This window comes from Alteromonas salexigens (assembly GCF_025628895.1).
Taxonomy (GTDB): Bacteria; Pseudomonadota; Gammaproteobacteria; order Enterobacterales; family Alteromonadaceae; genus Alteromonas; species Alteromonas salexigens.
Genome location: NZ_JAOTJC010000008.1, coordinates 530,626 through 553,257 on the forward strand (window position 1 = coordinate 530,626; position 22,632 = coordinate 553,257).

Consider the following 22,632-nt stretch of genomic DNA (forward strand, 5'->3'; position numbering starts at 1 on the left):
CTGCGAAAAGGTAAAAAAAAAGGCCCGTAAAAACGGGCCTTTTCGTAATTCACACGCACCACTGCGCGCACCGCCCGTTAATTCAGGGAGTGCCACCACCAGTTTGCAACCATCATGTTGCCGGTAAAGTTAAATGTGCGCATGGATAAAATCTCTTCGTTGCTAAAAAACTTCGATAGGCATCGAAGCCGTTAGTCCGTATAATTCGCCTACTAGGAGAAAACAAATTCAACATACTGTCAACCAATAATTTGCATAACTCATTGAAAATTGATCTACATAGCCACACCCGATTCTCTGACGGCCACCTGACGCCCCAGGAACTGATCCTGCGCGCGCACACCATGCAAGTGGACGTACTGGCCATCACCGACCACGACACGCTGGCCGGTCTCGACCCCGCTCACGCTGCTCAGGCGAAAGAAAGCCGCCAGTTAACTATTATCGACGGGGTGGAAATCTCTACCCGCTGGCACGGTTTTGATATTCATGTGGTGGGATTAAATGTTGACCGGACACATCCTGGCCTGCTCGAAAACCTGAGCAATCAGGCGCAAATACGCAGTGAACGTGCAGAAAAAATTGCTGAAAAGCTGGAGAAGTGTGGGTTTGAGGGTGTGTTGCCAAAAGCCCTGTCACTGGCAGGCGTCGGTCAGGTCACCCGTGCACATTTTGCCCGGGTGCTGGTAGAACAGTATGGTGTGGCCAATATGAATACCGTGTTCAAAAAGTATCTCGGTAAGGGAAAAAGGGCCATGGTAAAAGCCCAGTGGCCAGAAATGCACGACGCCATTGCCTGGATCCAGGCCGCGGGTGGTCAGGCTGTACTGGCGCATCCTGCGCACTATGACATGACCACCAAATGGCTACGCCGGCTGGTGGCAGATTTCGCCGACGCCAAAGGCGATGGCATTGAAACGGCGTTTCCTGGGATGGCAAAAGACAAACAATTGATAATTCAGCAGCTGGCGGACGAACATAACCTGCTGGCATCGGCAGGGTCCGATTTCCACTTCCCGTCTCGCTGGACGGAATTAGGGAAAAATCTCGGTATTTCCTCATCCCTGACGCCGATATGGCATAATTGGTCGCAACTAGACGCAACGCAACAACGGGAAGGCGTATGAGCCAGTTCTTTTATATTCATCCTGACAATCCCCAACCGCGCCTGCTGAAACAGGCCTGCGAACTCATTCGACAGGGCGAGGTGGTGGTGTATCCGACCGATTCCGGGTATGCCATTGGCTGCCAGATGGAAGACAAGAAAGCCCTCGACCAGCTATGCCGGGTGCGTCAGATTGGTAAAGATCACAACTTCACGTTGATGTGCCGGGATATGTCCGAATTGTCCGTGTACGCGAAAGTCGATAACGTGGCATTCCGGCAAATCAAAAACAATACGCCGGGGCCTTACACCTTCGTGTTGAAGGCTACCCGCGAGGTGCCGCGCCGCTTACAGAACCCGAAACGTAAAACTATCGGCATACGGGTACCTGACAACATCATTGCCCTGAAACTACTTGAAACGCTGGGTGAGCCGATAATGTCTACTTCGTTGATTTTGCCAGACAGTAAGCTGGCCGAGTCTGATCCGGATGCCATCCGTGACCGGCTGGAAAAGCAGGTAGGGTTAATTATTCATGGCGGCTACCTGGGTGAGCAACCCACCACCGTCGTGGACTTGTCAGAAGGTGCGGCCACCATTGTCAGAGAAGGCGCCGGAGACCCGTCTGTGTTCCTATGAGTGAATCAACCCGGGAGCTTAACAGCGAGCCCACGACTGACGTCATGCAGCCGGTACAGCAACCGCTGCCACTCGCGTTTATCAACGGGGAAGCGGTTATTGAAAAACCGCAGGACCTGTACATCCCCCCTGATGCGCTGGAAGTTATCCTGGAAAGCTTTGAAGGGCCGCTGGATCTGCTGCTGTATCTGATCCGTAAGCAAAAGTTTGATATTACCACGCTGCCTGTTGCCGATATTACCCGTCAGTACATGGAATACGTGGAGCTGATGCGGGAACTCCGGCTTGAGCTGGCGGCGGAATACTTGCTGATGGCCGCGATTCTGGCAGAGATAAAATCCCGTTTGCTGCTGCCCAAGCGCAGCCACGATGAGGATGACGAAGACGATCCCCGGGCCGAACTGATCCGCCGTTTGCGGGAATATGAGTTAGTAAAACAGGCCGCCGAAGATCTTGATGCCCAGCCAAGGCTGGACCGGGATATATTTACCGTCAATGTGAGCAAGGCGGAGTCGGTGTCCGCTATTCGTATCGAACCGGAAGTCAGTATGCAGGAACTGGTGCTGGCATTCAGTCAGGCCATGAAGCGGGCGGAAGCCTTTGAACATCATACAATAGAAAAAGAGGCATTGAGTACGCGGGAGCGGATGAGCCTGATCCTGGCCACGGTTTCCCAGCATGAGTATACACCCCTGGAGGCGTTGTTCGCCGCCGAAGAAGGGAAAGCCGGAGTCATTGTATCGTTTCTGGCCATTCTGGAACTGGTAAAAGAACATCTGTTGTTGTGCGTTCAGGCCGGCCCGTACGCCCGCATCCATGTTAAATTAGGCAGTCATGAAGAAGATCAACAAGACGCAGCTCAAACAGCTGGTTGAGGCCGCGTTATTTGTGGCCGATAAACCGCTGTCAATGCAACAGCTTAAAGCCACCGTGTTGTCAGACTTTACGGTTTCTGATCGCGCATTACGTGGTGTGCTCAACGAACTGGTTCTCGATTACCAGCCGCGGGGCATACAGCTCACCGAGGTGGCCAGTGGTTACCGTTTTCAGTCGCTGGACAGCCTGAGTCCATGGCTGAGCAATTTGTGGCAGGAAACGGCGCCCCGCTATTCAAGAGCCATGCTGGAAACCCTGGCGTTAATTGCCTATCGTCAGCCTATCACCCGCGGCGAAATTGAACAGGTTCGCGGCGTGGCGGTAAGCAGCAATATTATTAAAACCCTTACTGAGCGGGAATGGATAAGGGTAGTGGGGCATAAAGAAGTCCCCGGCAGACCAGCGTTGTATGCAACAACCAAGGCTTTCCTGGACTACTTCTCACTAACTTCTCTGGGCGAGCTGCCCAGTGCTGACGCTTTCGACACCATGTTGGAAGACATCGATCAGACTGACAGCACGACAGAATCACAAGCGGCGGCACCGGCTTCGGCTCCTGCCGCCAGTAAACACAACGAAACAAAGAGTGTAACGACTAATGACTGAAAAGTTACAGAAGGTGTTGGCTAACCAGGGACTGGGCTCACGCCGCGAAATGGAACGTTGGATTGAGCAGGGCAGAGTCTCTGTTAATGGTGCTATTGCCACCCTGGGTGACCGGGTAGATGGTAACGCACAAATTCGGGTGGATGGTCACCTGCTTTCCCGTCAGACTGAAAAGCCCGTGTGCCGGGTGCTGATGTACAACAAGCCTGAGGGCGAATTATGTAGCCGTAACGACCCGGATGGGCGTCCCACGGTGTTTGAACGTCTGCCGGCCATCCGGCTGGGACGCTGGATTTCTGTCGGACGATTGGATATCAATACCTCGGGCCTGCTGCTGTTTACCAATGACGGTGAGCTGGCGAACCGCCTGATGCACCCAAAATGTCAGGTAGAACGCGAATATTCGGTGCGTGTGTTTGGGGAAGTCTCTCCGCAAACCATGAATAAATTGCGTAAAGGGGTAGAGCTTGAGGACGGCCCAGCCAGGTTCACGTCTATCTCGCCCAGACCCAATGACGAAGACAGTATGAACCGCTGGTTCAATGTGACACTTGAAGAAGGGCGCAACCGTGAGGTTCGTCGTTTGTGGGAGTCACAGGAGGTGCAGGTTAGTCGTCTTATCCGGTTACGTTACGGACCAATCGAACTGCAAAAGCGCTTGCCACAGGGTGCCTGGGTAGAGTTGCCGCTGGAGCAGGTAAACGAACTCCGTGAGCTGGTGCAACTGGATGAAGAGACCCAGTCACTGGTGGATGCCCGTCAGTCAAAACTTGATCACGCCCGTTTGAGCCGCATGCGTCGGTCGGTGAAAAAACACCGGGTGCGCAAGGGTCAAAAGTCTCCCCGTAAGTAACCCTCTAAATACCACGTCCGCCGCCCGTGCGGACGTACTTACGCCACTTCCCTTGATGGCGTTTCTGCTAATAGCACGGCGCGCCTATGTGAGGATATTCTGCGTAGGTTTGTGCTGTGAGTTTGTCTTTATTCCGTGCCATAAACTGATTGAACTGCCGGATGATCTCCGGATGGTTTAACGTCGACATGCGATAACTGATCGTGGGATTTTCCACGGTTTCCAGAGGGGCCACTAGATCTGGCGGCAGAGAAAGGGTTTTTAGCTGATAGTGAATACTGGCCAGATCCAAATCCAGCCCGCTCACCATATCGTTCAGCAACATGCGCGTGAGGACTTTCAGGGAGCGATCCGGCACCAGCCTGACTGCCCCGGACTCCATTTTCTGATTCCAGTATGTAGACGGCGTGAATCCCATAAGCGTGCCAATGCGTGTAACATTGTCTGGCGACATCTTTCGGTTTTCTGCTTTAACAACTAACACTTCGCATAAATTTAAAAACGGGACGGAATATATCAGTGAGGGCTGGCTGGTAAGTGACCAGCGCGGATTATCGGGTACACGGAAATCAATGCGGCCAGTGTCGTACCAGCTATTGAAGCGCTGGATAGGCAGCGGGATATACTCAAACTTTACGCCGGTTTGTTCAGCAAAACTGTCCAGCACGTTCTTTACTACGCCACGTGGGGGAGAGTGCACAAAATCCAGTACCGGATAATAGTCCACATCTTCCACGCCAACGCGGTAAACACGTTCAGCTGAGGCGGACACCGTCAACGATATCAGCCAGCAGCCAAGCAGGACACTACATAACAGGCATTTGTTCACTGCAATACCTAGTCATACTACAAGTCGTCTTTTTAGCATAGCGTCAACGACCAGAAATGCCAGCAAATTCTGCTGCGAACAGCGCCGATCTTATCCTCTGACGCCCCGTATGCATTACTTTAAAGCCAGCTTTGCTGGCATCGCCCATTTTTCATCTAACAGAAGGAGTGACTCATGAAGGATATGCCACAGCTTGGCGTCGGTACATTCAGACTGGAAGGCAAAACGGCCCGTCAGTCTGTGCGCGACGCACTGGATATCGGCTTTACTCATATTGATACGGCACAGTTTTATGGCAACGAAGAACATGTCGGCGATGCCTTACAAACCTCCGGCGTGGATCGGGCGGATGTATTCGTAACCACCAAGGTCTGGTGGGAATCGCTGGGAGCCAGTGACTTCATACCCAGTGTGCATGAAAGTTTGTCGAAACTTAAGCTGGAACATCTCGATCTGTTGCTGATCCACTGGCCATACCCTGGCGATGATATCCCGATGAAAGAATATCTGGAACAACTGGCGCAGGCGAAGGACGAGGGGTTAACCCGGCACATCGGCGTCAGTAACTTTACCATTCCGCAACTGCGTCAAGCGGTATCGATTCTTGGCAAGGGTGAAATTCTCACCAACCAAATTGAATTGCATCCGTTTATGCAAAACCGTCAGGTGGTTGAGGTGTGCCATGAACTGGGCGTCAGCGTGACCGCTTATATGCCGTTTGCGGTGGGCAAAGTCATGCAGAACGAGGTGCTTAAAAATATCGCTTCTGAGCATAACGCAACCCCGGCGCAGGTGGTGTTGGCCTGGATGGACAAAAAAGGCATTCACGCTATTCCATCCTCCACTAACAAAGACCATTTGCAGGGCAATTTCGATTACACCAAGGTCACCTTGTCAGACGAGCAGATAGCGCTGATTGATAACCTGGATAATGGCGAACGCATTGTCGATCCGGACTTTGCGCCGGACTGGGATTAAATGAAATGAATAGGGCGCTGCGCGCCCTCTTTTGTTAGTACCGCTCGGCCAGACTTATATCAGTGCAGACCGCAGCCAGTTCTCTACGCTTGAGCCCGCCGGGTAATGAATGCAGTCGTGTGTCGGCCAGTTCTTCAATGACTTCGGGGCGTGCCTGCACGACTGATTCAATCCAGGGCGCAAATGCGGAAACCCGAGTGTAAATGTCACGCACACCATACAAGCCTGGCGCTTCTCCCTTGAACCGTGAACTGATGCCCACGACCTGAAAACGGTCACCGTCAGAAACATACACAGGTCCGCCACCGTCACCGCTGCCAGTGACGCCTTCCAGCGGTAATGCTCGCTGGCCTTCATCAAATAGCGCCATCAGCAGATTCGGTCGGGTATCGGTGATCTGATTTTGCGCTTTGCGTAGTTCGCCCTGACTGGCTATATTCGCCTGCATCTGACCCGTTTTTCCGTTGCCGGTTCCGCCAATGCCCGTCAGCCATACATTCATTCCCTCTTCATCGGCTAACCGATAGAGCGACGCGGGCTGGGTATCTGCAACCGCAGCGCGCAGGCGCACCAGCGCGATATCATGAGAGTCATTCGGGCGATAGTCGGGATGAATGTAAATACCGGATACCGTGACCGGCTGATGCCTTACCCTAATCATGCTGCCACGCTGCAGGCAATATGTGGCATGGGCGGCGGTCAGTACCCAGCGAGGTGCGATAAGCACACCATGGCCGCCGTTAGTGTAGAAGGTGGCGAGCGCCGGGAATTCCGCCATACTGGCGTGATAACGCTCATCGGCTACATCATGGCGAATCACAATGGCTAAAGCCGGGTTATAGAGCAGGCTGCTTAACATTAATGCGTACACCCAGTGCCGTTGCATATATTCTCCGTGTAGTAAGGCTGACCGCATGGCCTTTCTTCTTATGCTAGTTCAGTTTGCGGTCTTGTCACGAAAAGCCAGTAAAGACTCATCGGCAGGGCGATCAGAATTGCTTACCGGCAGGTATAAGTGGGTAGTACACTAACGGTGTACCCCACAGCAGTATTAACGAATCAGGGAGAGAGGGTGGATAAGCAATTACAACTGGCAAGAGCGAAGCGTCATGCGCTGTGGTGGTTATGCGGTGCCGCACTGCTGTTTATTTGTCTCAGCGTGGTGCAAACCTACCAACCCGGGTTGCAGGGGAGTTTTTGGGTCGGGCTGATTAAAATGGCGGCCGAGGCCGCGCTAATTGGCGGGCTGGCTGACTGGTTTGCAGTAACGGCCTTATTTAAGCCCATCCCTGCACGTTATCCCATTCCACACACCAACATTGTCGCGTCCAATAAACAGGCCATTGCTGATAACTTAGCCAATTTTGTGCGTGAGAAATTTTTCAACCCCGCAGCCATTGAAGCGTTGATCAGTTCCAGTCAGCCCGCGGTGGGGGCGGGACGTTGGTTGCAACAACCGGCTAATGCGCAACGGCTGGCGCGCTATCTGTGCGATACTTTCACGGGATTTATTCACATTATTGACGATGCCCCGGTACAGAAGTTTATTTTGCAAGCCATCAAACGCGGTATTAATAAGGTGGAGCTTGGGCCGCTGGCAGCGGGCACGCTCACCGTGCTTACCCGCAAGGGGCGCCACCAGAAAGTATTGGACGGGGTGCTGCATAAGCTGGCTACCATGGCGCAAACTGATGCCACTCAGGCGCTGATTGCGGAAAAGCTTAATCAGTGGCTGAAAACCGAGCATCGCCGGCTGGAGAAGCTGTTACCGTCGCAATGGCTGAGTGAACAGGGTGCGCAGGTGGCAGTTAGTGCCATGGCCGGCATTCTCGCCGATATTGATAATGATCCCGACCATCCCCTTCGCCGTGCCTTCGATGAGCAACTGCAGCATTTCATTGCGCAACTGGAAAGCGACCCTGCTTATCTGCATAAGCTGGAAGAACTGCGTACCGGTCTGCTGGAAAATGAAACCCTGCACACCTACGTGGGCAAGATCTGGCAGGATGTCCACGGCTGGCTGGTTGCCGATCTGGCTAAGCCGGATGGCCGCAGCCAACAGGCAGTCGCCGGTGCACTACAGGAAATAGGCACTGCCATTCTCAATGATGACGCCCTGGCTGCGGCACTCGATAAACATATCGCCGAGGCAGGACGCTACATGGCCCCTGAACTGGCTGACTTCTTAACCGGGCACATCAGAACCACGATAAACAGTTGGGACGAAGACGATATGGCAGCGCAGATTGAGCTGAACATTGGTAAAGATCTGCAGAAGGTGCGTATCAACGGCACGCTGGTGGGCGGGCTAATTGGCGCATTACTGTTTATCATTGAGCGTGGCATAGGTTGGCTGGGAAAAGGAGTTGTCGGCTAACCCTGGCGATTACTCTGTCTGACTACTGAGCCGGTATACCTGATTACAAGCTGGCACTTTACCTTTCAGTTTGCCAGCAACGTCTTCGCTGGCGAGCAGGGTAATTGAGTAGTGCGGCGCATATAATGCGGTCACCTCATCAGTACTCACGGCGAAAGGCGGCCCGGGCATGTCAGCCTGCTTATAATCTACACAAATCAGTAATTGCTCGGCGCCCCCGCTCAGTTTATTCACCTGCTGTGCATACTGCCCGCGCATCGAGGCCGGCAGGGCAATCAGGGCTGCGCGGTCGTAAACGCCGGTCACAGCGCCAATGTCATCTCGCTGCAAGGCAAAAAAATCACCCTCAAATACAGTCAAACCAGGAATGCTGTAGCGCTTATGTGTTTGGGTCTGAGTAATTTCCGGGGATTCCCCAAGCTCGTCGAACAGTTGGTTAATTGCCAGTTCGCTAAGCTCTACGCCAACCACCTCACACCCTTTCGACAGCAGATAACCAATATCGCGGGTTTTCCCGCACAGAGGCACCAGCACCCTGGGAGAGGGGGGCGCGGTTAATACAGGGTGGTGAGCCACCAGCAGCGGGCTGCCCTGTGGTTCATGAAACGCAATATGGTTATTTTGCCACTTGCTGTGCCAGAAGGCGTGATCCATCGCAGTCTCCTCATTATGCGCGCAGATGACTACTATACCTGAGCGCATCGTGACTGCACCACCGTAAATCAGGCTCCCGGGTACTGGCGAATCACTTTGTTTTCTAACTCTGGATTGCTGAGAAGCAGTTTTACATCCCGGTGCAGAATAATTTGTCCATGTACCTGTGAGGTATCATCAATACGAAGGGTAGGGATAGAGGTGCCCCAGTCCCAGTCGCTGCGGCTTTCTGCATACACAATATTGCCGGTAATTACCGTGTGCTCCCGTAAATCAATATTCCCGTTGACCGTTTCCACATTGCCGCCCACACTGGCTTGTCGAAGCGATATGTCGCCATTGACGGTGCCCACCGTGTCTTTAATAAGGGCATGTGCACCCAACGTGACATCACCATTTACGGTTTCCACGTCTTTTTCCACCGTCAGATTGTTCCCGGCTTCAATGTCGCCATTGACCACTTCGGCGTTACGAATAGCCACATTGTGGCCTATCTCGATACCGCCATTCACAGTTTCCACGTCTTCAGCCGTCACATTGTCGGCCAGTTCAACACCGCCATTCACCGTGGAGATATTGCGAACCTGCCGGCCTTCGCTGATATCAAAGCTACCGAATACGCTGCTCATGCTGCCCGTATGCCGGGCGCTGTCATCACCGTTAATGTGAATAACACAGCCAGACAGGGCTGGGATGGTCAGGGAGCCTAATAGAAGTATATAAGGAAGTTTCATTGTGCGTTCTCTGCTGGTGTGGTTTTGCTTTGGCAGAACGTAGCAGGTCGCGTGCCATTGAAAAACTGATTGTTTATCAACGGGTTAAATAGGATTGGATAATGAGAAATCACACAATGTAGCCCATTACGCAAAATAGTCGTGAAATGGGCTACCGGGATCGTGCGTTTGGTTTACTCGTCCAGCGGGGTGTTGAAGTCTTCAGAGAGTTCAAAGTCACCTTCAACGCTGGCTACCTTGTCGCCTTCAAAATCGATAATCAGGCGCTTCTGAAAATCTTTGCCGCGCTTTTCCATACCACGCTTCATATCGTAAACGTAATACCAGGTGTCATGATCAAACGAGTCTTGAACGACCGGGCGACCCAGTACATACACCACCTGTTCTTTTGTCATGCCGATGCGAAGTTTCTTCACATCCCGTTCATCCAGAAAATTACCCTGGGGCACATCAATACGGTAAATCCAATCTGCACAACCTACCGAAGTGGCGGCAAATCCGAGCAGGAAAATTAATTGATACAACTTCATGCGTGAGTTAATCCAGTCATTGCTTTTTTGTTCGTTGCGTAGCGCCGCTGTGCAAGATACACGTTTTACAGGCGGCGGTGACGCAGTTTGTGCAGCGCGATGGCATGCTACCTCGACAACTATGACCAATCAACCGGTTATTAGTTCTATTCCACGCTTTCCAATAACTCTTTGGCGTTCGCCATGGCCGATGCCGTCACTTTATCACCGGCCAGTAAGCGCGCCAGCTCGTCTACCCGGTCTTGCTGGGTAAGCGGCAACATACGGGTTTCCGTACTTTCACCATCGGTAATTTTAGTAACAAACAGTTGGTTATGCGCTTGTGCCGCCACTTGCGGTAAGTGTGTTACACACATAACCTGGCTGCGTTTACCCAGCTTCCGCAACAGACTTCCTACAATAGAGGCGGTAGGGCCACTGATCCCCGTGTCGACTTCGTCAAATATCATGGTGGGCGTGGCATGTTTATCGCTGGCAATGACCTGTATAGCCAGGCCAATACGGGAAAGCTCGCCTCCCGATACCACTTTGTCGAGCCGGTCTTTCGGTTGTCCGGGGTTTGTGGATACGCGCATTTGCACGGCATCCAGCCCCGATGCCACTGGTTTGCGGCTGGCGTCAAACTCCACGGCAATTTCCATGGCGGCGTGGGGCATGTTCATTTGTTTAATTTCTGCTTCTATTGCACTTGCCAGTGCAGTAGCACTTTGCTGACGCATTTCAGACAAGGCACCAGCGGCCTCCAGATAATGTGCCTGCGCCTGTTCTACGGCGGCCACTAAGTCGTCAAGACGGCTTTCCTGTTCACCAAGCGCCTTATATTCAGCCGCCAGTCGCTGGTGAAGCGCATACAGGTCTTCCGGCGCGACGGCATGCTTTCTTGCCAGCTCCATGGCTTTGCTGAAGCGGGCTTCTACCTGTTGTAAGCGCAGCGGATCGATTTCCAGCTGGTCACAGTAACTGCGTAATTCGCCTGAGGCCTCTTCTACCTGAATAGCCGCATCATTCAGCATGGCAATAATCGGTGTGAGGGTGGCATCGTGCACTTCCAGTTCACCCAACCGTTCAATACTAGTTTGGATGACGGATAAGGCATTACCGTCATCACTTTCGTACAGGTGATAAAAGCTGGTCTGGGCCTGTTCTAACAGATTCTGCCCGTTACTGAGCCGGCGGTGTTCCGTTTCCAGGACACTGAATTCGCCGTCTTCCAGCGCGAAGTCATTCAACTCTTCCACCTGATATTGCAACAGTTGCTGGCGGTCTTCGCGGGTTTGTGCCTGTTGCTGGAGATCCTGTAATTCGGTTTGCAGGTTGCGCCAGTTGCGATAGGCACTGCTGACTTCACTGAGCTGGGTGGCATGGTTACCAAAGCTGTCGAGCAACTGTCGCTGGTAATCTTCTTTGAGCAACTGAAGATGAGTGTTTTGACCGTGAATAGCGATAAGAAACTGACCAAAGCTTTTCAGTTGCTGTAGCGACACCGGTGTGCCGTTAATAAATGCTTTCGAGCGACCCTCTTTCGAAATAACCCGCCGAATGAAACAACTCTGTTCGTCTTCGTCGTCCAGCTCGTTGTCTTGCAGCCAGCGCTTTGCGGCCGGGTTATCGTCCAGCGAAAAATGTGCCACAATCTCTGCTTTGGCGGCGTCGCGGCGCACTGCACCGGCGTCGGCGCGCTCGCCCAGACACAGGCTCAGGGCATCAATGGCTATGGATTTACCGGCACCGGTTTCCCCGGTAATGGCAGTCATGCCATCTTCCAAATTCACCGTGAGTTGCTTTACAACTGCGAAATTTTTAACAGAGAGATGTGCTAACATAGAAATACTCGATATCTATACAGTACGTGTAAATATATACAGTATTTTTGCGATGTAAAGTGAAGTCGTAAGATAATCGGTGTTGCGTCGACGAATGTAAAGCCGGCACCTGAAAATTGGTAGCGGCACCGCTTACACGTCAGAAGTTCTTCAGCCAGTGGGTGTCTTGCACATGCTACCCCCGTCATCATTACGGTAACGATCTGCAAAGCATGGTATACATGCGGCACCAGCAGCTTGCCGGCACGGGTAGCGTGTAGATTAATTGCCTCTCGCGAGTATATGCATTCAGGTTATCAGGTTCTGTGCTATAGGTAGAGAGTAGTGAGGTGTTACTTAACCAAAAAACAGCATATCAATAGGCAATTCACCAGGAGTGTAGGATGACTGTATGGCAAATACTGACTGCCGCAATGCCTATGCTCAGTGTCTTTTTCTTATTGGTAGTACTGCGTTTTCCGGCCAGGCAGGCTATGCCGCTAAGCTTGCTACTCAGTGCGTTGCTGGCGTATTTTGTCTGGCGCGTGCCAGCTCTGCAGTTAGCTGCGTCGATGCTGGAAGGGACCGTCATTGCGGCAACTATCGCATGGATTGTATTTGGCGCAATATTGCTGCTTAACGTGCTGAAGATGAGCGGGGCCATGGCCGTCATTAAAGATGGCTTCGCTACAGTCTCCCCCGACCCACGAGTACAGTTAATCATTATTGCCTGGTTATTTGGCAGCTTTCTCGAGGGCGCGGCGGGCTTCGGAACGCCGGCGGCAATTGTCGCGCCGCTGCTGGTGACATTGGGCTTTTCACCACTGGCGGCAGTGGTACTGGCGCTGGTAGCAGATTCCAGTGCAGTGTCGTTTGGTGCAATAGGCACCCCGGTGCTGGTGGGGCTTGCCCAAGGCGTTCCGGGGATCAGCGTCATTGAACTACAACAGGTGGCATTAACAGCCATTGCAATGGACGTGCTGGTCGCCTCCTGGCTGCCGTTGATCATGTGTGTGCTTTACACCCGTTTCTTTAGCGGGCAGCGCAGTTGGCGAGACGGGTGGGTAATGTTGCCATTCGCTTTGCTGTCCGGGTTAGCCTTTACGCTGCCGGCATACGGAGTAGCGGCGTTACTCGGCCCCGAATTTCCTTCTGTATTAGGCGCGTTGACCGGGCTGGCCATTGTTTGCGTTGCGGCAAAACACGGCTTTCTGTTACCAAACAACGTCGTATCCGCGCCGGTACACAATATACATCCGGAACCGTTGCAACATGCCGTAGCGCCACGTTTATGGGTAGCCTGGCTGCCTTACTTGCTCGTGGCGTTCTTACTGGTTATGACACGCCTTCCCGACTTGCCCGTTAAAAACTGGCTGCAAACGATAAACTGGCAGTGGTCAGAGATATTGGGCTCCGATCTTCACGTCAGTGTGGCCCCGCTTTACCTGCCCGGCAGTGTGTTTGTGGTCTGTGCTTTACTGGCATGTCTGTTTGTCAAAGCACGCGCGCAGTTACTGTCCGGCGCACTTAGCCGGAGTGGACGAATGCTTCTGCCATCGCTCATCGCACTGGGTACAGCGGTCCCTATGGTCAGAATATTTCTGCATTCTCACGTGAATCTGGCAGGGTTACCTGCCATGCCAATGGCCCTGGCACAATGGGTTGGCCAAAGTGTAACGGAAGGCTGGTTGTGGCTGGCACCTTGGGTAGGCGCGCTGGGCTCCTTTATCGCCGGCTCCGCGACGTTTTCCAATTTAATGTTCGGCAGTTTTCAGCAGGCGATGGCCGCGCAAGGCGGGCTGGACGATAATGTGGTACTGGCGCTGCAAATGCTGGGCGCCAATGCCGGAAATATGATTTGTGTGGTGAACGTGGTAGCCGCGGCCAGTGTGGTTGGCCTCAATGGCAGAGAGGGCGACATCATCCGCTATACACTCTGGCCAATGGTGTTTTACTGCGCAGGTGTGGCCGTCGTTGCTAACCTGTTTTTCCGTTAAGCTGAATGCTGCGTATCGAACACAGCGAGATCAGTACAGTTTGCTGCCCCAGCCCAGTTTATTCCGCAGCACGGTGAAATAATTGTAGCCTTTCGGGTGAACCAGGCTCAGTTTATCCTGACTTTTATTAATGCGAATTTCATCGCCGGGTAACACTGGCAGCACAATATGACTGTCACAGCTTACCTGCAGTGAGTCGCTGTTAACTTTAGAAACACGCATAGACACACAACTGTTGGCATCGACCACAATGGGTCTGCTGCTGAGGGTGTGAGGAAACATGGGCACCAGATTCAGCGCATCAAGTTTCGGCATAATAATAGGGCCGCCGCCGGAAAGGGAATAGGCCGTGGAGCCGGTGGGGGTAGAAACAATCAACCCATCAGAGCGCTGACTGAATACAAACTGGCCGTCGATGTAGATTTCAAACTCCATCATATGCGCCACTTTACCGTGGTGAAGAACTACCTCGTTCACGGCGGAGTTATTGCTTTTCAGCTTTTCATGGCGGTATACACCAACTTCCAGCAGGAACCGTTGCTCTACCAGGCACTCACCGTCAAAAATCAAATCCAGCTGTTCTGCAATGTCATCGGGATTGATGTCGGTGAGAAACCCCAGATTGCCGCGGTTTACGCCCACCACATGGATATCGAATCTGGCCAGCACCCGGGCTGCACCCAGCATACTGCCATCGCCACCTACCACCACAGCCAGGTCGGCTTGTTTACCAATGCAAACCAGATCACAGGCTTCGTGGGCATGGCCTTCAATTTCCCGGCTGATGGTTTCTTCAACCAACAGTTTACAGCCGCGATCCAGTAGATACTTGGCGAGAATATTCAGGCTGTCATGAGTGCCGTCGTGCTGAGGTTTGCCAATAAGGCCAACGGTTGCGTAGGGCATGAAATGCTAATGTCCTTTCCACGGGTATGGTCTGGACATTAGCACAGTTTGTTTGAGAAAAGAAAGTGTTAGCGAGCGGTCCAGCCGCCATCCAGGATCATGGTCTGGCCGGTAATATTCCGCGCACTGTGGCTGATCAGGAAGCGGGCAGTATCCGCCAGTTCCTCGACGCTGATAAACTGCTTTTTCGGCATCGGTTCGAGCATGATTTTGCTGACCACTTCTTCTTCGGTGAGATTATTCTCTTTAGCCTGCGCGGCAATTTGCTGTTCTACCAGCGGGGTTTTTACGTAGGCCGGGCACAAGGTATTGATGGTCACATCACAGTCGCCGGTCTCCAGCGCCACCGTTTTCGCGAAGCCCAGCAGGCCGTGTTTAGCCGCTACGTACGCTGATTTGTAGGGTGACGCGATTACCGAGTGAATTGAGCCTACATTCACAATGCGGCCGAAATTACGCTGGCGCATACCGGGTAAAAACGCCTGGGTAAGCAGGGCAGGGCCTACCAGCATGATGTTGATGAGCTGCTGCCATTTTTCCGCCGGGAAATCCTCCAGTCGGGAGACATGCTGAATGCCGGCGTTGTTAATTAACACGTCCACCGGCGTATCAGCGAGGTCATCGGCAAGTGCGGCGACTTGCTGGACGTTACACACATCTACCGCCATCGCCTGAGCGCTGCCACCGCTGGCTTCAATCTGCCGGGCAGCCGTAGTGGCGGCATCCTGATTAATGTCAGCCACAATTATGTGATGACCGTCGGCTGCCAGCGCCTGTGCGATACCCAGGCCAATACCACTGGCACCGCCGGTAATAAAAATGTTTAATGAGTTCACTGCGTACTCTCCTGCGTATCTAATCCTTCCACAATGGCTTTTACGGCCTGAAGCTGGTGGCCGTCCCGGGTGGCATAATCATCTGAGGTGTAACCCCACCAGTCCCAGCACCCTTGTGGGTTTAGAGGCATAAACAGCGACTTACGGGTTTGCGGGTATACCACTACCATGTGGTTATCGTCTGCCCACCGGTTCAGACCGGTGCCGGTAATATAAGCGTCGTCTACCGCGTCGGCATACTGGTTACACCCGTGAAAGCTTACGTGTACCTCACAGTTCTCGCCGTCTTCACAGCTTTTCGGTACATAAACGAATCCGTTGTCGGCAAGGGTCTTGGCATGATCACCGGCCAGCTGGTGCTGGTTAAAGGCGTATACCTTTCCGCTCAGGTTGTCATCGGGTTGTTGCAGATCGCCAGCGATAAATTGAAGCATGTTACCGGCCGCATCATACTCGCAGTTACCAATAAAAGGCGCTTCCGAGGTAGTACAGCTGCCACCATTTTCCAGGGTGGGGAACAGGTGGGCAAAAGGCTTATCGTTTACATAAGTCAGGTTGTCAGCAGTCAGCAGTGACTGGTACTGCTCATGCAGTAAGTCGGACACCTCGCTGATAATGCGCGCATCTGCGGTGCCGTGCAGTAACCACACTTTACTGTCTTTCAGGTTGTCCAGCGCAGCTACCTTGCCGGCTTTCGCCCAGTCCTGCATTTGTGCTGACAGGGCAGGGAGATCCACCGGCGAGTCCATCTTATTCACGCACTGACTGAGCGCCGTGGTGATATCATTCTGGCCGCAGTAATACGGCCCGGCAGCAATAATTCCGGCGCCTTTTACCCAGTCGCTGTAAGCAATGTGCATTTGGTTAGCCATATAGCCGCCAGAGGACAGACCCGAAACGGTAATTTGGCTGGTGTCCAGATTCAGTGGCGGTACCGGTTGATCCTTCGCGTTAACAGCAGCCGTCACTGCCAGACTCAGCCCGGCCGACAGTGTGAATAGCTTGGGTAGCGTCATGTTCATGTCATTATTCCTTGTTATTTTTCCAGAAAGGCCTGAATGGCGCTGGCTTGTTCCTGCACATCGGCCACCCCTTCCAGGTGTCCTAATGGTCCGTGTAGAGTAATTAATTCACTGTTAACACCCTGGTCAGTGAGTGTGTCGTGGGCTGACTCTGCCAGGTAAGGCATCAGCAAGAGATCACTACTGGCAGGCAAAAACAGGGTTTTGGCGCTGACGTCAGCCAGCCCCTGCGATAACGACTGTTGATGCCCGGCCACATACAACTGACATGCCCGGACCAGATACAGAAGGTGGTTTGCATCCATGTGAGTAGCCCGGGACTTTGCGCGGTTAAACAACCAGTCCACAATAGTGTGTCTGGTCCGGATGTCCTCAAGCGGCCCTTTTTCCAGTGGCTGATAGCCCAGTTTGTTACCCTGACTCTCAAAATACCCCGGGTGCAGGGCATGCTGGGTAATCAGCGCAAGGGCGGCAGCCAGGCCGGCAACTGGTGCTGACTCCCGGGTGTAATTACCATCCTGCCAGTTAGGATCCAGCCGGATGGGCATGGTCCACTGTTCCAGCGCGGCGGTGGTCCAGGCATCGCTCTCCCCTGAACCAATCACGGAAATAACACGCTCAACCCAGTCCGGGTAGGCGGCCGCCCAGTCCAGTGCCTGCATGGAGCCCATCGACGGGCCTACCACCGCATGCAGACGGGTTATGCCCAGACTTTCCAGCAGCGCTTTTTGGACATTGACGAAGTCGCGGATAGTCACCACCGGAAAATCCAGCCCGTAGGGTTTGCCGGTAAGCGGGTTGATCGTGGCCGGACCCGTCGTAATTACCTTGTCGTCGTACGCATTCAGATTGACCAGCGTATCTGCACTAACCACAAAGTACTTATTGGTGTCGATAGCTTTACCGGGGCCAATAAGCGCGTCCCAGTAACCGGGTGCGGCGTCATCAGGGTGATAGCGGCCCGCAGCATGAGAGGTGCCAGAAAAGTAGTGGGTGATGAGGATCGCGTTGTCTTTCGCCGGTGACAAGGTGCCATAGCTCTCCCAGCCCACTTTTACGTTCTCAATTTTCTGGCCACCAAAGGTGGTGAAAACCGGTAACGTGAAGGTTTGCTTTTCTACCAGCATGGGAGCGCTGTCAGCGGCCGGCTGCGCCGCAGCACAACCGGACACCAGCCACACACTCGTCAGCAGCCACACTACAGAAAGTTTACGTAACATAAGCGAATCCCTAGAAAATGCTGAACAGCGCTATGGCCATTGTCAGGCCAATCAGCGGCACCACCACGGTGAGCGCACCCACGGCACCATATGCGGCCTTATGCGTTTCGTTACAGATAGCGCGGATGGTCGTCACCACGTAACCATTGTGCGGCAATGAGTCCAGTGCGCCGGATGAAATAGAGACAATCCGGTGCAGCTGCTCGGGCTCCACCCCCTGGTCAAGATAATGCGGGCCAACCAGCGGCAGGGCGATGGCCTGACCGCCGGATGCCGAGCCGGTGAGACCGGCGATGACACTCACGGCAATGGCAGCACCAATCAGCTCGTTGCCGGGAATTTGGGTCATAATGGCCACAGTTTGCTGAAACGCCTCGGTATTTTTGGCGATGGAACCGAAGCCGACCACGGCTGCTGTATTACCAATAGCCACCAGGGCGCCGGTGGTGCCCAGATTAATTGCGTTACCCAGGTTGTGAAAGTGCCGGAAATTAATCAGCATCAGTGCCAGCACGCCGCCACTGAGCGCCACTATTAACGCCATTTGCGCTAATGTATCGTGCAGCAGGAAGGACAATACCAGTACCACTAACAACGGGATAATGCCGGTGATGGGGTGAGGGTAGTCACGCTCAGGAATTTCCGGATCGGACTCGCGGGTTTCAAATCGCTCGCCGTTAGCCAGCGCCTTGTTGATCATGCGTTTTAGCCACCAGTACCCGAACACTGCCATGAACACGGCCACCACCAGGCTCACTTCCCAGGCTGCGAAGGGCGAGGTGCCTAAATATTTAATCGGGATCCAGTTCTGAATTTCCGGTGAGCCGGCCGAGGTCATGGTAAAGGTAACCGAGCCGAAGGCCATGGTGGCCGGTATAAACCGGCGGGGTAAATTGGCATCTTTAAACAGACTGATCGCCATGGGGTAAACCGAAAAGGCCACCACAAACACGCTTACGCCACCGTAGGTCAGAATGGCGCAGGCCATCACTACCGCCAGCACCGCCTGTTTGTAACCCAGTTTGGTGATAATCCAGCGCGCCACCGAATCCGCTGCGCCGGTGTCTTCCATAAATTTGCCAAATAATGCACCCAGCAAAAACATGAAGAACCAGGCGGCGATAAACCCGGTGAACCCGCTCATATAGGTTTCGACAAAGTTCGTGTCGCCCATAAACATGGGAATATTATTCGTCAGTGCCACAATCAGCGCACACAGTGGTGCCGCAATAAACAGATTCATTCCCCGAATGGTTAGCACTATCAGTAACAGCAACCCGCCAACCAGGCCGATCAAACTTAGCATAATTATTATCCTTTAAAAAAATCTGTGACCGCAGATCTTCAGGAACGAGGTAAAGTGTGACTGTAGCAGGAAAAATTGCCCATAGTACGATGGTACTACATACGCAATCGGTGAACTGACATACAGTAACTGACGACCGCACCCTTCAGATACTGACATTGATAATATAGAACAATAGGGACACGTTATGTCATACACACAATTGAACAAGCAAGGCTTTGCCCGCTCGCTGTGCGCTGCAGCTGTTACCGCAGCCTGTCTGTCTGCCCCCGCAGCACTGGCACAGGAAGACGACAACACGGAAGAAACTAAGGGTAAACTGGAACGCATTGAAGTTACGGCACGGAAAACCGTTGAATCGTTGCAGGAAACTCCGGTCGCTATCACCTCCATCGGCGCCATGGAGCTCAGTGAAAAAGGGATAGAGGTACTTACCGAAATTCAGCAGTTTTCGCCAAACACCACCATGCAAACCAGCCGGGGCACCAACTCCACATTAACCGCCTTTATCCGTGGTCTGGGTCAGCAGGACCCACTGTGGGGGTACGAGCCAGGGGTGGGTATCTATATTGATGATGTCTATATTGCCCGTCCGCAAGGCGCGGTGCTGGACTTGCTGGACGTTCAGCGTATTGAAGTATTACGCGGCCCACAGGGCACACTGTATGGTAAAAACACCATTGGTGGCGCGGTTAAATATGTAACCAAAGAAATGGCGGGAGACCCGCAATTCACGGCCGAGGCGACTATAGGCAGCTATAACCAGCGTGATGTTAAGATTACCGGACAGTACCCGCTGGTAGAAGACACCGTGTATCTGGGTGTGGGCTATGCCAACCTGAACCGGGACGGCTATGGCGAATTTCTGACCTCCGCGCTGGATGGCCAGGATAACGAAAACTACAACAAAGATTTATGGGCCGCCCGGGTCAGCCTGGAAGTGCACCCCTCGGATGATCTGTTTTTTCGCATCGGCTGGGATAAAACCGAAGACACCTCCAATGCAAAAGGAGGTTACCGTCTGCTGCCAAGTATTCTGACCGACGCACCGGTTCCGGATTCAAAGTATGACTCCTATACCAGTCTGCCTACCTGGAACAAAGTCGAGCTGGAAGGCTATAACTGGCTGGTTCGTTACGACGTCTCAGAGGCGCTGGAACTGAAATATGTAGGTTCTCACCGCGAAGGTTACTCGCCTACTAACATCGATTTCGATAATACCCAGCTCCCCATCTTCGATGTACCGGCGGAATATGAAGACTCCAACGATACCCATGAAATTCAGGCAAACCTGCTGGGCGAACACTACACTCTGGTGTCAGGTCTTTACTACTACGATGGCGAGTCGTGCGGTAACTTTGATGCGGTACTTGGCGTATTGGGGCAGGCGCTGGGCGCACCCGGACTGACCCGTGAAGTCAGTGGCTGTAACAACTCCGAAAGCTGGGCTGCCTATGCACAGCTTAATTACGATCTTACCGAGCAGCTGTCCTTCTCACTGGGTGCCCGTTACACCGACGAAGAAAAACAAGCATTGGTGAAAAACGGCCTGATTTTCGACAATGTTTATCCGTTCACCGGTTGGTTTGACGGTTATGTTCGCCCGGACGGCGAACTAATCCCACAGGTACTGGGCACTGACACGGACGGCGATGGAGTATTAGATGCGCCGGCAGTCGAGAGCTGGTCGCGGTTTACGCCCCGCCTGGGTGTGGAATACCAGGTGAACAGCGACATGATGTTCTTCGCCAGTTACTCGCAGGGCTTCAAATCAGGTACTTTCAACCCTCGTGCGCAAACCAACGAGCCTGGTGTGGATCCGGAAATTGTAGACAGTTATGAAATTGGTATGAAGAGCGATTTAACAGATTCGCTTCGCCTTAACGTGACGCTGTTTACCTATGATCACAAAGATCGTCAGTATATTGGTATCGAAGGGGACCTGTCGGACCCGACGGCACTGGATCAACGCTTGCGTAATGCAGCAGAAACGGCCGCTAAAGGTGCTGAAGTAGAAATGACGTGGGTGGCCACCGACAACCTGCAGTTTGATGTGGCATACGGTTATATCGACTTCGAAATTAAAGAAAACAATGCTATCCCGCCGCTTATCGGCTTGGCCAGCACGCCGGAAAACACGTTAAATCTGGCGGCCAATTACCTAATGGAAACCGACTTTGGTGATTTGGTCTTTAATGCCAATTATTACTACCGTGATGACTACCTGTTGTTTGAAACCAGCGATTTGATTGCGCAGGACGGTTACGGCATGGTGAACATGTCGGTAAGCTGGGAAAGCATGGATGGCGACTGGTATGCCGGCCTGCATGGCAAGAACCTGACTGACGAGGAATACCTGGTGGGCGGATACGATTTCGTTACCATTGGTGAAGACGGCAGTTTTGGCCCGGGTCTGGGCGGTGATACCACACTGATTGGTTACTACGGCGCGCCGCGCACCGTACATCTGACGGTAGGCTATCGCTTCTGATAGTGGTTCAGGCGGCATCGCCGCCTTCATCTGAGCAGTGGTTGGCGTCAGGTTTGTGTGTTCCCGGAGCACAACCACTGCCTAGGTGTAAATATGCCACAAACCGCACTTCGGCGCGGCTTACAGTAACCATCCAGGCGGCGCAGGCTGCCTTTTTGCGTGTTGTCACCCAACAGGCTATGATGCCTGCATAACAATAATTACTCATTCCTGAAAACCGCTTATGCAAGCAAAAGTGTTAATTGCCGATGATCACCCCTTGTTTCGCGCTGCCATGAAACAGGCGCTGGGCGATATGGTGGGAAAGGATATTGTGGAAGCCTCCAGTTTGTCTCAAACCCGGGAACAACTGGCTAAAGATGACGATATTGAACTAATATTTCTTGACTTGAATATGCCTGGCAATCAGGGGCTGACTGGTCTGAGTGAATTGCGCACCCGCTTTCCGAATGTGTTAGTGGTGATAGTGTCTGCTGAAGAAGATCCTACCGTTATTCGTAATGCGATGGCACTGGGTTCCAGCGGTTACATTCCGAAATCGACCTCGCTGGACGTCATGGCGGATGCGGTGACTCAGATCCTCGAAGGCGAGCAGTGGTTACCCGCCGGTTTGGATGCGGCGTTGGCAGGTCACGGAAATGCACAGCATCTGCAATTTGCTGAGAAGCTGGCACTCCTCACACCACACCAGTTTACTGTGTTAAAAATGATGGCCGATGGCATGCTGAACAAGCAGATTGCTTATGAGCTGGCCATTTCAGAGTCGACAGTAAAACAACATGTGTCAGCGGTATTGCGTAAGCTGGATGTGATTAACCGCACCAAAGCGGGAATGATCTTCCGTCAGGTAATGGACAGTGAGTAAGGCGGT

21 protein-coding genes are annotated in these 22,632 nt (G+C 52.9%); 10 read left to right on the forward strand and 11 right to left on the reverse strand.

Features of this window, described 5'->3' with window-relative positions; all coding sequences use genetic code 11:
- The first annotated feature begins 263 nt into the window (after positions 1–263).
- Genes OCL06_RS11935 through rluB form a run of 5 tightly spaced genes read left to right on the forward strand, consistent with a single transcriptional unit; the run spans position 264 to position 4,079 of the window.
- On the forward strand, positions 264–1,127 hold the full coding sequence (locus OCL06_RS11935; protein ID WP_262994788.1) for a PHP domain-containing protein: 864 nt from the start codon (positions 264–266) through the stop codon (positions 1,125–1,127).
- On the forward strand, positions 1,124–1,744 hold the full coding sequence (locus OCL06_RS11940; RefSeq protein WP_262994790.1) for an L-threonylcarbamoyladenylate synthase: 621 nt from the start codon (positions 1,124–1,126) through the stop codon (positions 1,742–1,744). The genes OCL06_RS11935 and OCL06_RS11940 overlap by 4 nt, the downstream gene beginning before the upstream one ends.
- Positions 1,741–2,619, forward strand: a complete 879-nt coding sequence (locus tag OCL06_RS11945) for a segregation and condensation protein A (RefSeq protein ID WP_262994792.1) — start codon at positions 1,741–1,743, stop codon at positions 2,617–2,619. Before OCL06_RS11940 ends, OCL06_RS11945 begins: the two co-directional genes overlap by 4 nt.
- Positions 2,579–3,226, forward strand: a complete 648-nt coding sequence (gene scpB, locus OCL06_RS11950; protein WP_262994794.1) for an SMC-Scp complex subunit ScpB — start codon at positions 2,579–2,581, stop codon at positions 3,224–3,226. Before OCL06_RS11945 ends, scpB begins: the two co-directional genes overlap by 41 nt.
- Positions 3,219–4,079, forward strand: a complete 861-nt coding sequence (gene rluB, locus OCL06_RS11955; protein WP_262994796.1) for a 23S rRNA pseudouridine(2605) synthase RluB — start codon at positions 3,219–3,221, stop codon at positions 4,077–4,079. Before scpB ends, rluB begins: the two co-directional genes overlap by 8 nt.
- Before the next feature lie 67 nt (positions 4,080–4,146).
- Here the strand turns inward: rluB and OCL06_RS11960 are convergent, their stop codons facing one another.
- Positions 4,147–4,908, reverse strand: coding sequence for a transporter substrate-binding domain-containing protein (locus OCL06_RS11960; protein ID WP_262994798.1), 762 nt, complete (start codon positions 4,906–4,908; stop codon positions 4,147–4,149).
- 174 nt (positions 4,909–5,082) lie between these two features.
- Here OCL06_RS11960 and dkgB point away from each other — a divergent pair, with 174 nt between their 5' ends.
- On the forward strand, positions 5,083–5,886 hold the full coding sequence (gene dkgB / locus OCL06_RS11965) for a 2,5-didehydrogluconate reductase DkgB (RefSeq protein ID WP_262994799.1): 804 nt from the start codon (positions 5,083–5,085) through the stop codon (positions 5,884–5,886).
- A 34-nt stretch (positions 5,887–5,920) separates the two neighbouring features.
- Here dkgB and OCL06_RS11970 read toward each other — a convergent pair whose 3' ends face one another.
- Entirely contained in the window at positions 5,921–6,772 is an 852-nt protein-coding gene (locus tag OCL06_RS11970; protein ID WP_262994801.1) for a S1 family peptidase, read from the reverse strand.
- A 186-nt stretch (positions 6,773–6,958) separates the two neighbouring features.
- On the opposite strand from OCL06_RS11970, the gene OCL06_RS11975 reads away from it, so the two are divergent.
- Positions 6,959–8,263, forward strand: a complete 1,305-nt coding sequence (locus tag OCL06_RS11975) for a DUF445 domain-containing protein (protein ID WP_262994803.1) — start codon at positions 6,959–6,961, stop codon at positions 8,261–8,263.
- 9 nt (positions 8,264–8,272) lie between these two features.
- Here OCL06_RS11975 and tmpT read toward each other — a convergent pair whose 3' ends face one another.
- The 4 genes from tmpT to recN form a co-directional block, all read right to left on the reverse strand.
- Entirely contained in the window at positions 8,273–8,917 is a 645-nt protein-coding gene (gene tmpT, locus OCL06_RS11980) for a thiopurine S-methyltransferase (protein ID WP_262994805.1), read from the reverse strand.
- A gap of 68 nt (positions 8,918–8,985) precedes the next feature.
- On the reverse strand, positions 8,986–9,651 hold the full coding sequence (locus tag OCL06_RS11985; protein WP_262994807.1) for a DUF4097 family beta strand repeat-containing protein: 666 nt from the start codon (positions 9,649–9,651) through the stop codon (positions 8,986–8,988).
- A 173-nt stretch (positions 9,652–9,824) separates the two neighbouring features.
- Positions 9,825–10,181 carry an outer membrane protein assembly factor BamE gene (locus tag OCL06_RS11990; RefSeq protein ID WP_262994809.1) on the reverse strand — a complete coding sequence of 119 codons (357 nt, stop codon included), beginning with the start codon at positions 10,179–10,181 and terminating at the stop codon, positions 9,825–9,827.
- A 146-nt stretch (positions 10,182–10,327) separates the two neighbouring features.
- Positions 10,328–12,004, reverse strand: coding sequence for a DNA repair protein RecN (recN, locus tag OCL06_RS11995; RefSeq protein ID WP_262994811.1), 1,677 nt, complete (start codon positions 12,002–12,004; stop codon positions 10,328–10,330).
- Positions 12,005–12,387: 383 nt separating this feature from the next.
- Between recN and OCL06_RS12000 the strand changes: the two genes are divergently transcribed.
- A complete protein-coding gene (locus tag OCL06_RS12000; RefSeq protein WP_262994813.1) occupies positions 12,388–13,980 on the forward strand; it encodes an L-lactate permease in 1,593 nt (530 codons plus the stop codon).
- Positions 13,981–14,010: 30 nt separating this feature from the next.
- On the opposite strand, the gene nadK is transcribed toward OCL06_RS12000, so the two are convergent.
- From nadK to OCL06_RS12025, 5 genes are all read right to left on the reverse strand, one after another.
- Positions 14,011–14,886, reverse strand: a complete 876-nt coding sequence (gene nadK / locus OCL06_RS12005; RefSeq protein ID WP_262994815.1) for an NAD(+) kinase — start codon at positions 14,884–14,886, stop codon at positions 14,011–14,013.
- 68 nt (positions 14,887–14,954) lie between these two features.
- Positions 14,955–15,722 (reverse strand): 3-hydroxybutyrate dehydrogenase, encoded by a 768-nt coding sequence (locus tag OCL06_RS12010; RefSeq protein ID WP_262994817.1) that lies wholly within the window; start codon positions 15,720–15,722, stop codon positions 14,955–14,957.
- Positions 15,719–16,744 carry an extracellular catalytic domain type 2 short-chain-length polyhydroxyalkanoate depolymerase gene (locus OCL06_RS12015; RefSeq protein ID WP_262994819.1) on the reverse strand — a complete coding sequence of 342 codons (1,026 nt, stop codon included), beginning with the start codon at positions 16,742–16,744 and terminating at the stop codon, positions 15,719–15,721. The genes OCL06_RS12010 and OCL06_RS12015 overlap by 4 nt, the downstream gene beginning before the upstream one ends.
- A gap of 14 nt (positions 16,745–16,758) precedes the next feature.
- Positions 16,759–17,964, reverse strand: a complete 1,206-nt coding sequence (locus OCL06_RS12020) for an E22 family MetX-like putative esterase (RefSeq protein ID WP_262994821.1) — start codon at positions 17,962–17,964, stop codon at positions 16,759–16,761.
- A gap of 10 nt (positions 17,965–17,974) precedes the next feature.
- Positions 17,975–19,270 carry a GntP family permease gene (locus OCL06_RS12025; RefSeq protein WP_262994823.1) on the reverse strand — a complete coding sequence of 432 codons (1,296 nt, stop codon included), beginning with the start codon at positions 19,268–19,270 and terminating at the stop codon, positions 17,975–17,977.
- Positions 19,271–19,457: 187 nt separating this feature from the next.
- Between OCL06_RS12025 and OCL06_RS12030 the strand changes: the two genes are divergently transcribed.
- Both OCL06_RS12030 and OCL06_RS12035 read left to right on the forward strand, forming a co-directional pair.
- Positions 19,458–21,761: a TonB-dependent receptor gene (locus tag OCL06_RS12030; RefSeq protein WP_262994825.1), complete on the forward strand. Its 2,304-nt coding sequence runs from the start codon at positions 19,458–19,460 to the stop codon at positions 21,759–21,761.
- Positions 21,762–21,984: 223 nt separating this feature from the next.
- Complete coding sequence (locus OCL06_RS12035; protein WP_262994827.1) at positions 21,985–22,626, forward strand: response regulator; 642 nt, start codon at positions 21,985–21,987, stop codon at positions 22,624–22,626.
- The last annotated feature ends 6 nt before the right edge of the window (positions 22,627–22,632 follow it).